We start from the raw sequence: 13,401 nt of genomic DNA on the forward strand, positions 1-13,401 counted from the left end.
CCATCGATGAACCATACCGACAGCTTGCAGGCATTTCTCGCTCGTTATTTCCCAACATTCATCGGCGCATTCTTTCTCGCGGTATTTTCCATAAGTGTCGCCATCTCATTGGCGAGCAGTACTTACTTTCGCGAGTATTCCGAGCGGGGTAGCTACTCGGCGATGGCAGCCATCGCGCTCTCGGTGGTCCTGTGTTTCGGTAATTTCGTGATGATTCGGGGGAGGACCTGGGGTGTCTGGATCATCGTCGCATTGCTGATAATCAGCCTGCTCACGGTGCTGCTTACCTTTGGCTACAGGCCGCACATGTTCTCCTACACAACAGGTCTGTTGTTTCCTCTGCTGGGTTTATTACTGCTCAATAGTAAGCGGCATCGCGAGATGCGGGAGGAGTTGGTCAAAATCCGCGAACAGCGCATAAAAGCCCGGAGCAAAGGCCGTAAGCACTAGTGATTCGACACCGTCAGATTTTGTGGGAGCTGGGCTTGCCCGCGATACAGACACCGCTATCTGTCAGATAGATCACCAAAACCCTATCGCGGGCAAGCCCGGCTCCCACAGAGACCGCGCTCATCCCGCAGGACCGGCTTTAGCCGGGAGAACGTCAGGGCAGTCGCTAAATTTTCTTCTGCAGAAATACCGCTCTCCCGGCTAAAGCAGAGTGCCGCCCGGCAGTCCTACAAGAGCAAGACAACGCAGTGTCAGTACATCGAAAAGCTCCTGAGCACCGCACCCTGTGTAACGCTGGCGAAACACTTTCAATCGGTTTACCCTCGACTCACCTGGCGCAAAGGATGCGCAGCCCACATCAAGGAAGAGTGTATGGATTCAAGCGAGAGCCAGCCTCGGGACAAACTCAATCCCTTTGACCATTTGCACGCTCAGGCTGATGACGCGCCTCGGGCGTATAGACGCCACTCTTCCAGCACTGCACGAACCTGGCGGCGCATTTTCGTGCCGTTGCTGGTCGTCGTTGCCGCAGGCTATCTGCTGGTGCATTTCAGCGACCTGATAAGCAGCACCGTTAGCCGTGTGACCGTGCACCATACCCCCGCGCCCACGCTGCCTATCAGCTCAAACCCGGTGCCGCCGATTTACACGCAGGATGCCTTGATCACGACCAAACCGCTGGCCGACTGCATAAAACCAGACAACATCATCGACGAAGCCGTAGCTACTTGCCGCTACGGTCAATTCCCCCGCGCAACCGAGAACCCAGACGCACGCGGTCTGGTGAGCGCGTCCTACATGGCGAAGTACAAAAGCGACCAGCAACAACCTGCGCGCACCAAGCGCGTGACAGCCTTCAACGTCGAGCGGGCCACCGTTTGGCAATGGGACGGTAAACGCACCTACGCTGCCGAGTGGGCGATCAATAACAACCGTATCGACGGCACCAGCGTCTGCGCCAACTATCGGCGCGGCTCAATCGAACACCGGGAATGCCGCAAAGGCGCCAAAGTTTACTTCCGGGAAAAATGTCGCGAATGGGGCAAGCGTCGCGACAGAGATGGCAGCGACGCCAGCCAAGCGGTTCAGGAGCGTTTCTGCTCGGCCGGGGATGGCTTTAATCCGCTGAGTTAAACGTGTGTCGTGATGGCAGAAATGCCGTTATGTCCATCGATATTGCTAGCAATCCACTGGATTGATATTTTTTTGCCACTTTTTTCCGACATCTTTTGTAACGCCCTTCCCCCTATAAACTGGGGATCATATGCAAACCGGTGCGTCATCCCGCCACAGGTGGCCCGGTCTAGAGCGGTTGCCATCATCGTCCCCAGATGGGATAAACAAAAAGCAAACGGGCTCGAAAATCTATAAAAAACATAGATTCATGGGTCATTGAAGTCGTATAGCGGCGATCCTGCATCAGATGAAAGTCCACACGTTCTGTGTTCGCGCATTTGCCAACAGCGTGTCGGGCAACCCTGCCTTTCAACCTCATTGAGGCCATTCATACGGCGTCACCAAACGCCGTGCTGTACCTAAAAGAAGGACCGGAAAATTGAGCGATCAATCCACTCCGAACACTGCACTCGCCAGATTCTGCGAGAAAACCGGCATCCCCTATCCAATGTTCTGGGGCTTCGTCGGCCTGCTTATCTTCATGATCGGCGATGGCGTCGAACTGGGTTATCTCTCCCCTTTCCTTAGCGAACGCGGCATGCCTGCCGACGAAATCGCCATGGTCTTTACCATCTACGGTGTCACCGTCGGTGTCTCCTCCTGGCTGGCCGGCGCGCTGTCGAACATCTGGGGCCCCAAGCGCGTGATGATTCTCGGCTTGCTGATCTGGAGCGCCTTCGAAGTTCTGTTCCTGATCTACGGCCTGCAAGAACTCAGCTACTCGATGATTCTGCTGACCTACGGCCTGCGTGGCTTCGGCTACCCCTTGTTCGCCTATGGTTTCCTGGTCTGGATCGCCGCAGCAACGCCTTCCCGCAAAATGGGCATGGCCGTTGGCTGGTTCTGGGTTGCCTACGCAGCCGGGCTGCCAACCCTTGGCTCGCTGGTCGCCAGCGTGAGCATCCCGTTGATCGGTGCCATGGCGACTTTCTGGTTGTCGTTTGCGCTGGTGGTTGTGGGTGGCGTGATTGGTCTGGTGGGCATGCGCGAAGCACACGGCATGCAGCGTCTGGCACCGGAAGGTGAAAAACCGCTGGTCTCGATGGCCAAGAACATCACCATCATGTGGGAAATGCCCAAGGTGTCGCTTGCCGGTCTGGTGCGCGTGATCAACACCTCGTCAATGTTCGGCTTTCTGGTGATCATGCCTGGCTTCTTCATGCACACCGTAGGCTTCAGCCTTGAAGAGTGGCTGCGACTGCTGACCATCGTGTTTGTGTTCAACATCATCGGCAACCTTGCTTCCAGCATCATCAGTACCCGGATTGGCTATCGCAATACGATCCTGTGGCTGGGTGCCGTCGGCAGCACGATCAGCACGCCGCTGTTCTTCTTCATGCCGCAGGCTTTCCCGAATGACTTCCTGATCGCTTCGATCTTCGGCGCCTTCTACGGGCTGACGCTGGCATGCTTCGTACCGCTGTCGGCACTGGCACCAGCCCTCGCGCCGCAGAACAAAGCCGCTGCATTGTCGGTCCTGAGCCTCGGCGCAGGCGCATCGACCTGGGTCGGCCCTGCCGTCGTCGCGATCTTCCAGGACAGCTTCGGCCTTGCTGGCGTGGTCTGGGCATTCACTGGCCTATATGCCCTGAGCGCAGTAATGACCGCCTTCCTGCGCGACCCTGAGCCTGTGTTCGAACCGACACTGACCAAGACCAAGCGCAAAGTTAAAGTCCGCGCACCGCGTCTTGATTATCGTTGGGCGCATGCAGAGCAGAAGTAGGTAAGAGTTATCGCAATCTTTGTGGGAGCCGGGCTTGCCCGCGATACAGGCGACGCGGATTTCAGGCTCACCGCGTCAGCTTCATCGCGGGCAAGCCCGGCTCCCACAAAAGCCAATCAGACACGCCGCAAAACATAAAACTTGCTGTCCACCTTCATCACCGGAAAGCTCTCCGGCAACGCTTCCTTCGCCACTTCAACAAAACCGTGCTTCTCGTAAAACCAGTGCGCGGCGAGGAATTTGTCGGTGGTGCCCAGGTAGATTTCCTGCACACCTCGTTGCCACGCGTCTTCAAGCAATGTGCTGAGCAACTGCGCCGCCACTCCAAACTCACGCCCACGAAACGGCGCTGCAACGAACATTTTTCGCAAGGCGGTCTGCTGTGCGCCGATGTCTTTGAGGCCGATGGTGCCGATGACCTGGCCTTTATGTTTCGCAACCCAGAAGTCGCCATGCCCCACCTGATAGAAGTCGGGGATGGCTTGCAGATCAGGCTGATCCTCAGCGCTGATAGCAATGCCAAACTCTTCACGTTGAATCGGCAAGATGACGCCAATCACGCCTTGCTGATCAGCGGGTTCAAAACGGCGAATCTGGATGTCACTTATGGCTAATGTAGACAAAACAAGGCTTTCCTTCTGATCCGGTGCTTAGACAGTTACGGGCCTTGGGGGAATCTAAGGCAATTGCTTTCTTTCCGCGCTTTGCAGGATCTCGCTGGCAAGCGCGAGATGCAATGGGAAACGCTGCAGGTGCCCGAATGCAGTTCACGACGTGGGACTGGCTTTAGCCGGGAAGAGGCCGGGATATTCAATACATCTGTATCGTTAGAAATGCCGCCTTCCCGGCTAAAGCCGGTCCCACGCCATCGCAGTCTCCATGGCGAATGAAAATCTCTTCAGGGTTTGTTGTTTGCCCTCGCACCGCTATCATCGCGGCATCTTGCGGGGGACTTGTGAATGCTTAACGCTCTATGGCTCGGTTTTTTTCTGATTGCAGCAATTTCCGCATTCGGCCAGTGGCTGATTGGCGGTAACGCCGGCATTTTTGCGGCCATGGTCGAAAGCATCTTTGCCATGGCCAAGCTGTCGGTTGAAGTCATGGTGTTGTTGTTCGGCACGCTGACGCTGTGGCTGGGTTTTCTGCGGATTGCGGAGAAAGCCGGGATCGTCGACTGGCTGGCGAAAATTCTGGGGCCGTTGTTTCTGCGCCTGATGCCGGAAGTCCCTGCAGGCCACCCTGCTCTTGGTCTGATCACCCTCAACTTTGCCGCCAACGCGTTGGGCCTGGATAACGCGGCAACGCCGATCGGCCTCAAGGCCATGCGCTCGCTGCAAGAGCTCAACCCCAGCCAGACCGCGGCCAGTAACGCGCAGATTCTGTTTCTGGTACTCAACGCGTCTTCGCTGACCCTGCTGCCTGTCTCGATTTTCATGTACCGCGCACAGCAAGGCGCGGTAGATCCGACGCTGGTGTTTCTGCCGATCCTGCTGGCAACCAGTGCCTCGACGGTTGTGGGTCTGCTGTCCGTGGCATTCATGCAGCGACTGCGGCTGTGGGACCCGGTCGTATTGGCCTACCTGATCCCCGGTGCGTTGATACTCGGCGGTTTCATGGCGTTGTTGGCGACCATGTCGGCAGCGGCGTTGGCGGGCCTCTCTTCTATCCTCGGCAACCTGACGCTGTTCGGGCTGATCATCCTGTTTCTGGTGATCGGTGCGTTACGCAAGGTGCAGGTCTATGAGGCATTTGTTGAAGGGGCGAAGGAAGGTTTTGACGTCGCCAAAGGCCTGTTGCCCTATCTGGTAGCGATGCTCTGTGCGGTCGGCGTGCTGCGTGCTTCGGGCGCGCTCGATATGGGCCTGGAAGGTATTCGTCATCTGGTTCAGTGGCTGGGGGTGGACACACGCTTTGTCGATGCGTTGCCGACGGCAATGGTCAAGCCGTTCTCGGGCAGTGCCGCCCGGGCGCTGCTGATCGAAACCATGCAGACTCAAGGCGTAGACAGCTTTGCAGCGCTGGCTGCCGCGACGATTCAGGGCAGTACCGAAACCACGTTCTATGTGCTGGCGGTGTACTTCGGTGCCGTTGGCATCCAGCGCGCACGCCACGCCGTAGGCTGCGCGCTGCTGGCCGAGCTTGCCGGTGTGATCGCGGCAATCATGGTCACTTACTGGTTCTTCGGCGCAACTGCGCAGTAAGCGTCAGGGTTATTGAGCAGCGGGCTCGGTATTTTCAGGTTTGACGTCAGGCTCAGCCGCCTCAGGCTGAGCCTTTTCAGGCTCTTTTGCCTCGGGCTCTGAACGCTGCGGCGCAGGCTCATCAGCCGCACTGTTGCGGTCATCGCCACCCGGTTTGAGACGGATTATCCGGCCAGAAGGTCGAGTGACAGGCGCCTGATCAGTCGCGGTCACTTCGAAACGCAGCACGCCGATCATCTGCCCGTCTTCGGTCAGCACCCTCACCTGCCATTTGCCCACCGCATCCTGTGGGAAATTGCGTTTGTGGGTCCACGCTCGGTAGCCTTCTTTGCGGCCACCATGGATGTCCAGCGCAATCCTGTCGACTTCTTTGCCGTTGTGCCGCCACACGTGGTAAATCCGCTCATCCAGACCACGCGGCGCATTGATCGAGGTGTAGGCATACAGGCCACTGTTGCGCACCTGGTTAGCGCTGACCTCAGTAACACTGTCGGTTGGCGTGCGATTCTTGTTATCAAAGTCAGTACTGACCGCCACTTCGGTCAGCCACAGCGTCGCGGGCGGCACCCACGAACGCAGCAACCAGCCTGCGCCGCCGATCACCAGAATCGTGACCACAACCCCTACTCCGCGCCGCCAACTGGTGACCGGGAAGCTCGATATCAGGCTGGGGAATGAAAGCAGCATTGCGATGCCCAGCGACAGCTTGTAACTCTCTGCGGTGGTCAGGTGCAGGATGATGGGCAGCGCGGTCAGCAAGGCGGCAAACAGCGTCAGCGTGTGCAAGGCCATGAACAGCCAGCGCCGCGGAGCGAGCCATTTGTAGTACAGCGGGTCAATGATGGAAATCAGCCCCGCTGCGCCGAGCATCCCGGTAAAAATCGCCTGGGCGCTGTTCCATGTGGTGGTGATGAAGAAGAACGGCAGAACGAAGAACAGACTTTCCTGGTGAATCATCTGCGTGCCGTAACGCAGTATTCCTTCAGGAATCTTGCGTTTGAACACTTTGGTGAACAGCACCATGGCGCTGCCTTCGACCATCAGCCACAGCCAGCTGAGCAGCATCACCACGGCGATCCAGGTCGCCAGGCCTTCCTGACGGTCCACCAGAATGAAGCTGGCGATACCCGAAATGAAACCACCCGCCGCAATAAGCCCCGGATAACGTTTCATCAGTTCAACGATGCGGACGATCAGGGATTTCCATTGAGGCATTTCAGCGATTCACTTGGTGATGAGGTAAAAGGGTCAGCAGGATAACAGCGCTGCTGGATGATTCATTGCTCGATGTTCAGCTACTTTTATCTCCGGCGCTATGCTGTCGCGCGGCGAACACAAAACCCTGTGGGAGCGGTGCTTGGTCTGGGCGGCATTCCGACGATAAAACGTCAACGCGGTATATCGTCTAGCTGCGTCTCATGTATCGCGGGCAAGCACCGCTCCCACAGATACAGCATTCCAAGCTGGCTAATCATGGCAGGCTGCTACAGCTCAACCGCTGCTCAGCGGCGTCGACGAAAAACACTTATTCGCCATCCCACCAGCAACACCAGAAAACCCACCACGGCCGTCGTCAGCCAGAACAAGCCGTCATAACTCAGCAACGACTGCTCAGTGCGCCAGTAGCTTTTCTGTTTGAGCAACTCGCGCATCGCGCGGTTGGCGCTGTCGAGGCTGACGGCCTTGTAACGCTTGACCGGATCAGCAAACCGGCCTTTCTCGTAATCGTTGAGCGCGCCCCAGTAATAGTCCGCCAAAGCGCTGTTACCCTGTACGGCCCACGCCTGCTTGGCGATGGTGGCTTGTTTGATCCGGGCGAAGGCGGCCGGATCGAGGCCGTCCACTTGCAAGCGGTCGAGCATCACGCGGATGTATTCCTTGGCCCGATCAACGTCGTCGCGTTCGAGGTCGGCATTCAGGCTCATGAAGCCCGTGCCGCCGAATACTTCCCGGTCAACCCACGGCCCGTATGACAAACCGTGCTTGAGACGCAAGTCGCTGTAGAGCGCCCACTCGAGATAGTCGCTGACCAGCTCCAGCGTTTCGTCATGCTGATCGTCCAGCATCGGCTCGTTGAAGATCAGATGCAGTCGCGCAGCATCGCCCAACGCTCCACGAATCAAGGTGCGGTCTTTTTCAGTCGCGTCATTGGGCTCGGCCAACGGGGGATGATCGATGGGATCAAGTGCATCAAGCTCACCGAAGGTACGCTCCAGATAGCTTGGCAACAGCCGGTCCAGATCGCCGACCACGATCAGCGTCATGTTGTTCGGCGCATACCAGGAGCTGAACACCTCTTGAACCTGGTCCAGTGTGATGTGATCGACCTGCGGACGCTCGGCGCATTTGAGGCCCATTTCCACCGCCAACTGACTGCTGGCGTTGTGGCCCAGATCCTTGCGATCCAGCCAGCGTTGAAGGTGCGAGTAGTGGCCGCCATCTTCGCGCTCGACGATACGTTTGACGGTGTCCAGGTCCGGTTGATCGAAGTGGGTCTTGGTCAGCACGTCCAGTAACAGATCCAGCACCTTGCGCTGATTCTGCGCCGGAGCCTCAATCACGAACGTGGTGTCGGTGTTGCTGGTGAATGCGTTCCAGTCGCCGCCCAAGGCCTGCATCCGCTCTTCAAGCCCTCCTTCACCCGCGTCATCGATACCGCTGAACAGCAAATGCTCCAGCAAGTGCGGCAGCTCTTTGTCTTCACAGGGGAAGTCATCGAAACCAATGCCGACCACCAGACGAATGGCCACATGACCTTTTTCGTAGCCAGGCTTGAGCAACAATTGCAAACCGTTGGGCAGCATATAGCCCTCGACCTGAAAACGGTCGAGAGCAGAGGAAGGTAGTGCGATCAGAAACAGACAAGCGAACAGCAGGCAACGCATAAAACATTGCTTCCTTGCGGGCCGGTATGTCTAACAGACTTCGATGTGCCCGGTACGTTCACATCGCATCTTTCAGGCTGGCTGCTCGGGCTCGCTTTCGCTGGACAGCGCGCCGGTGTCGGCGGTTTCCAGCACGGCGTAAGCGCTGCTGCAAAACAGTGAGTTGAGGCGTTTCATGTCGGCGATCAGTTCGAGGTGCAGCGAACTGGTTTCAAGGCTCTGCACCACTTTGCGTTGCAGGCGGCTGACGTGGGCATGGGCCAGACGACGCTCCTGAGCGCGGAAGCGGCGTTTTTCACGCAGCAACTGGCGAGCGCTTTCCGGATCACCGCTGAGGAATACCGACAAGCCCAGACGCAGGTTGGCCAGCAACTGCGATTGCAGGCCCGCCAGTTCTTCCAGCCCGACCTCGGAGAAAGAGCGACGCTGGGAGGTTTTCTGCTGCTGGATTTTGCGCAGCATGCGTTCGATCAATCCCGCAGCCAGTTCCAGGTTGATGGTCAGCTCGATGATTTCCGCCCAGCGCCGGTTGTCCTGCTCGCCGAGATCCTCGCGGGGCATCTGCGCCAGATACAGCTTGATTGCGCTGTACAGCGCTTCGACGTCATCGTTGAGGCGACGCATTTCCTGAGTCATGGAGGTTTGCGTACCTCGCAGCACTTCCAGCATCGAGCCAAGCATGCCTTCGATCAGGTCACCCATGCGCAGGGTTTCCCGCACGGCATTGGCCAATGCAAGGCTGGGCGTAGACAGTGCTGTCAGGTCCAGATGTCGCGGCGTGGCCAACCCGTTGACCTCAGGACGCTCCGGCAAGATGACGGAACACAGCCGCGCCATGGGGCCGACGGTGGGCAGCATGATCAGGCAGCGTGCTGTGTTGTAGATCAGGTGGAAGCCAATAACCATGTCTTGCGGGCTGAAGCCAAGGCTGTCAATCCAGCGCACCAACGGGTCGAGTACCGGAATGACTAACAGCAGGCCAAACAGCTTGTAAAGCAGGCTGCCCAACGCCACCTGGCGACCGGCAACGTTCTGCATGCTGGTGCTCAGGAAGGCCAGCATGCCACTGCCGATATTGGCACCGATCACCAGACCGATAGCGACCGGCAGACTGATGATTTCAGCGCCTGCCAGCGTAGCGGTCAGCAGCACCGCAGCAAGACTCGAGTAGGAAATCATCGCGAACAACGCGCCCACCAGCGCATCCAGCAACAGATCGCCAGTCAGCGACGCAAACAGTACTTTCACGCCAGCGTTTTGCGTGATCGGGGCCGCAGCGGCGACGATCAGTTGCAGCGCGAGCACAATCAGGCCCAGGCCTATTGCAACGCGGCCCATCTGACCAAGACGAGTCTGCTTGCGTGACAGAAAGAACACCACGCCCAGGAAAATCAGCAGTGGCGACAGCCAGGACAAATCGAACGTCAGGATCCGCGACATCAGGGCCGTGCCGACATCAGCGCCCAGCATGATTGCGAGGGCAGGCGTCAGCGCCATCAAGCCCTGACCGACAAATGAAGTCACCAGCATGGCGGTGGCGTTGCTGCTCTGTACAACCGCCGTCACCAGAATGCCGGCGATGAACGCCAGCGGACGCTTGGACATGTTCTGGCTAATGACCTGGCGCAACTGCGCACCGTACACGCGCAAGATGCCGGTACGAACGATGTGAGTGCCCCAGATCAGCAAGGCCACGGCCGAAAGCAAATCGAGCAGGGTCAGCATACGGAAAGCCCCCTGAGGTGTGCCCATATGGGCAATGAATTGAAGGTGCAGCGGATGTCGCTTGATAGGCCTTACTAACCTTTAGTCGGCCTTTGGCTTAAATGCCAACATTGATTGGCACGGCCCCCATTGAAACAAATATGTAATAAATCAGCCATATACATTTCCCTGACACAACACTTTCGCGCAGCAAATATTGGACCCGTAGGAGCGGATGAGCACCGCGAGGCCGCGATAGCGGTGTATCAGACAGGCCGCCATCGCTGCCTCGCGTTGCTCGTGAGCTCCTACAAATACTGCAAAAAAAAGGGGCGCATCAGTGCGCCCCGTTTTTCAGCGACACACCGGCTTACTGGCCCGGAACGTCCTTACGCAGTTTTACAGGCTCGCTTTGCGCCTTCTTCTTCGCATGCGCGATGCGCATTTTGATGTTGATAGCTTCAACAGCAAGCGAGAACGCCATGGCGAAGTACACATAGCCTTTAGGCACATGCACATCGAACGCTTCGGCGATCAAGACGGTACCGACGACGATCAGGAACGACAGCGCCAGCATCTTCAAGGATGGGTGCTTCTCGATGAAGTCGCTGATGGTGCCTGCGCACAACATCATCACCAGTACGGCAACAACGATGGCCGCAACCATGACCGGCACGTGGGACACCATGCCGACAGCAGTGATCACCGAATCCAGCGAGAACACGATGTCGATGATCGCGATCTGGATGATGGTGTAGATGAACTTGCCACCTTTGCCACCTGGTTCGTCTGCCGACTCTTCTTCGCCTTCCAGGCCGTGGTAAATCTCTTGCGAGCTTTTCCACAGCAGGAACAGACCACCGAAGAACAGGATCAGGTCGCGACCCGAAATACCCTGCCCCATTACCACGAACAGGTCAGCGGTAAGGCGCATGACCCATGTGATGGACAGCAGCAACAGGATGCGCGTGACCATGGCCAGCGCCAGACCGAAAATCCGGGTGCGCGCCTGCATATGCTTCGGCATGCGGCTGACCAGAATCGAGATCATGATGATGTTGTCGATGCCCAGGACGATTTCCAGGGCAGTCAGGGTAAAGAAAGCAATCCATATTTCAGGATTGGTCAGCCATTCCATTTTGTAATCCTTTGAGCGTTTAAACATTTGCGGCCCAGGCCCGACGGTGAAGACCGGGACATGGGCCGCAAAACAAGTGAGCCGACTTTATAGACTGCTGTAGAAAGGAAAGATCCCCATCAGCAAAGCGGCAACCATTATGCACAGGCAAACCAGAACTGCCCACTTCAAGGTGAAGCGCTGGTGATCGCCAAATTCGATACCGGCCAGAGCTACCAGCAGGTAAGTCGAAGGAACCAGCGGGCTGAGCAGGTGAACCGGCTGACCGACAATGGAGGCACGGGCCATTTCCACCGGCGAGATGCCGTAGTGAGCAGCCGCTTCAGTCAGTACCGGCAACACGCCAAAGTAGAACGCGTCGTTGGACATGAAGAAGGTAAACGGCATGCTGACCAGTGCAGTAATGACCGCAAGGTACGGGCCCATTGCGTCCGGAATCACCGCCAACAGGCTCTTGGACATGGCATCAACCATGCCAGTGCCGGTCAGAATACCGGTGAAGATACCCGCAGCGAAAATCAAACCAACCACTGACAGCACGCTACCGGCGTGAGCCGCGACACGGTCTTTCTGATCCTGCATGTTCGGGTAGTTGATGATCATCGCGATACTGAACGCGATCATGAACAGCACTGGCAGCGGCAACAGGCTCATGATCAGCGAGATCATCAGCACCAGAGTCAGTGCACCGTTGAACCAGATCATCTTCGGACGGCGGGCATCCGGGAACTGCGAAACGCTGATTTCGCTGTGGTCGGCTTCATCGCCCTGCAGATGAAGTTCGCCCAAGCGAGCGCGCTCACGTTTGCCATAGAAGTAAGCGATCAGCAGAAGTGCAACCACCCCGGCGAACATCGCCGGAATCATCGGTACGAAGATATCGGATGCTTCCACATGCAATGCACTGGCTGCGCGAGCGGTCGGCCCACCCCATGGGGTCATGTTCATGATGCCGCCCGCCAGAATGATCAGGCCAGCCATGATCCGTGGGCTCATACCAATGCGGCTGTACAGCGGCAGCATGGCCGCGACGCAGATCATGTAAGTCGTTGCGCCGTCACCATCCAGGGAAACCACCAGCGCCAGCACCGCAGTGCCTACCGATACTTTCATCGGGTCGCCTTTGACCCACTTCAGAATCTGACGTACGGCCGGGTCGAACAGACCGGAGTCGATCATCAACGCGAAGTACAAAATGGCAAACATCAGCATGACGCCGGTCGGCGCAAGCTTGGTGATACCGGCCAGCATCATCGGGCCGATTTCAGTCGCGAAACCTCCGAAGATGGCGAACAGGATCGGTACAAGAATCAGGGCAATCAGCGCGGAAAGGCGCTTGCTCATGATCAGGTACATGAAAGCAATGACCATGGCAAAGCCGAGGAAGGTCAACATAGTAAATACTCCAGGCGGTACGCGATTGGCTAAGGCGAAGGGCTAATCAGCTCAAAAAGAGCAGCGCAGGGAGTGGGGGCGAAAGCGGGGAATGCAGCAAGGCACTAGAGCACATCAGGGTCACCATTTGTTGTTGTTAACTGGGCCTTTGTACGTCGCGAAACGCACATGTGGCTGACCGGTCTTTTGCCGGCGGTGGATGGATGCTAATCGGCCAAGCTTTCATTCAGCTTTCGCTGCTGAAACCTTTGACTGTTTGTTTCTGAAGACGATTGCCTGCGTCGGCGGTCAGAACTCCATCGACACGTCTATGACAGGGAAAAGAACATGAGCCAGATCACCACCGGGGGCTGCCATTGCGGCAACCTGCGTTATCAGTTCGATGCGCCACTGCAAGACATTGCTCACTGTCACTGCTCTATCTGCCGTCGCACGTCGGGCGGCATTGTCATGACCTGGATTTCAGTGCCGGTCAGTTCGTTCGAATGGACCGAGGGCAGCCCCGCGACCTATGACTCCGGCCCGACCTGTGTACGCTACTTCTGCAATAACTGCGGGGCGCAACTGGCATTGCTCTCGCGCAACAGTCCAGAAGAGATAGACGTCACCGTCGCCACCTTCGATCACCCGGAGCTGGCACCTGCCGACCGCCATATCTGGACGGACAATCGCTTGCCGTGGCTGCATCTGGATGAGCAGTTGCCGGGGGAGACGGGGGAGACTGTTTAA

11 protein-coding genes are annotated in these 13,401 nt (G+C 57.4%); 5 read left to right on the plus strand and 6 right to left on the minus strand.

Features of this window, described 5'->3' with window-relative positions:
- Positions 1-6 precede the first annotated feature (6 nt).
- From CKW31_RS03070 to CKW31_RS03080, 3 genes are all read left to right on the plus strand, one after another.
- Positions 7-450, plus strand: a complete 444-nt coding sequence (locus CKW31_RS03070; protein ID WP_095092985.1) for a hypothetical protein — start codon at positions 7-9, stop codon at positions 448-450.
- Positions 451-822: 372 nt separating this feature from the next.
- Positions 823-1,584: a hypothetical protein gene (locus tag CKW31_RS03075; protein WP_256582473.1), complete on the plus strand. Its 762-nt coding sequence runs from the start codon at positions 823-825 to the stop codon at positions 1,582-1,584.
- A 421-nt stretch (positions 1,585-2,005) separates the two neighbouring features.
- Positions 2,006-3,349 carry an MFS transporter gene (locus tag CKW31_RS03080; RefSeq protein WP_095092986.1) on the plus strand — a complete coding sequence of 448 codons (1,344 nt, stop codon included), beginning with the start codon at positions 2,006-2,008 and terminating at the stop codon, positions 3,347-3,349.
- 116 nt (positions 3,350-3,465) lie between these two features.
- Here the strand turns inward: CKW31_RS03080 and CKW31_RS03085 are convergent, their stop codons facing one another.
- Positions 3,466-3,972: a GNAT family N-acetyltransferase gene (locus CKW31_RS03085; protein ID WP_095092987.1), complete on the minus strand. Its 507-nt coding sequence runs from the start codon at positions 3,970-3,972 to the stop codon at positions 3,466-3,468.
- A gap of 336 nt (positions 3,973-4,308) precedes the next feature.
- Between CKW31_RS03085 and CKW31_RS03090 the strand changes: the two genes are divergently transcribed.
- Complete coding sequence (locus CKW31_RS03090; RefSeq protein ID WP_095092988.1) at positions 4,309-5,550, plus strand: nucleoside recognition domain-containing protein; 1,242 nt, start codon at positions 4,309-4,311, stop codon at positions 5,548-5,550.
- A 9-nt stretch (positions 5,551-5,559) separates the two neighbouring features.
- Here CKW31_RS03090 and CKW31_RS03095 read toward each other — a convergent pair whose 3' ends face one another.
- The 5 genes from CKW31_RS03095 to CKW31_RS03115 form a co-directional block, all read right to left on the minus strand.
- Positions 5,560-6,765, minus strand: coding sequence for a DUF5924 family protein (locus CKW31_RS03095; protein WP_095092989.1), 1,206 nt, complete (start codon positions 6,763-6,765; stop codon positions 5,560-5,562).
- Between the two features lie 287 nt (positions 6,766-7,052).
- Positions 7,053-8,435 carry a pitrilysin family protein gene (locus CKW31_RS03100; RefSeq protein WP_095092990.1) on the minus strand — a complete coding sequence of 461 codons (1,383 nt, stop codon included), beginning with the start codon at positions 8,433-8,435 and terminating at the stop codon, positions 7,053-7,055.
- Positions 8,436-8,507: 72 nt separating this feature from the next.
- Complete coding sequence (locus CKW31_RS03105) at positions 8,508-10,160, minus strand: Na/Pi cotransporter family protein (protein WP_095092991.1); 1,653 nt, start codon at positions 10,158-10,160, stop codon at positions 8,508-8,510.
- Positions 10,161-10,509: 349 nt separating this feature from the next.
- On the minus strand, positions 10,510-11,277 hold the full coding sequence (locus CKW31_RS03110) for a TerC family protein (protein WP_095092992.1): 768 nt from the start codon (positions 11,275-11,277) through the stop codon (positions 10,510-10,512).
- A gap of 87 nt (positions 11,278-11,364) precedes the next feature.
- On the minus strand, positions 11,365-12,672 hold the full coding sequence (locus CKW31_RS03115; RefSeq protein ID WP_095092993.1) for a CitMHS family transporter: 1,308 nt from the start codon (positions 12,670-12,672) through the stop codon (positions 11,365-11,367).
- 327 nt (positions 12,673-12,999) lie between these two features.
- Between CKW31_RS03115 and CKW31_RS03120 the strand changes: the two genes are divergently transcribed.
- Positions 13,000-13,401, plus strand: coding sequence for a GFA family protein (locus CKW31_RS03120; RefSeq protein ID WP_095092994.1), 402 nt, complete (start codon positions 13,000-13,002; stop codon positions 13,399-13,401).

This window comes from Pseudomonas sp. Irchel 3A5 (assembly GCF_900187575.1).
Classification (GTDB): domain Bacteria; phylum Pseudomonadota; class Gammaproteobacteria; order Pseudomonadales; family Pseudomonadaceae; genus Aquipseudomonas; species Aquipseudomonas folii.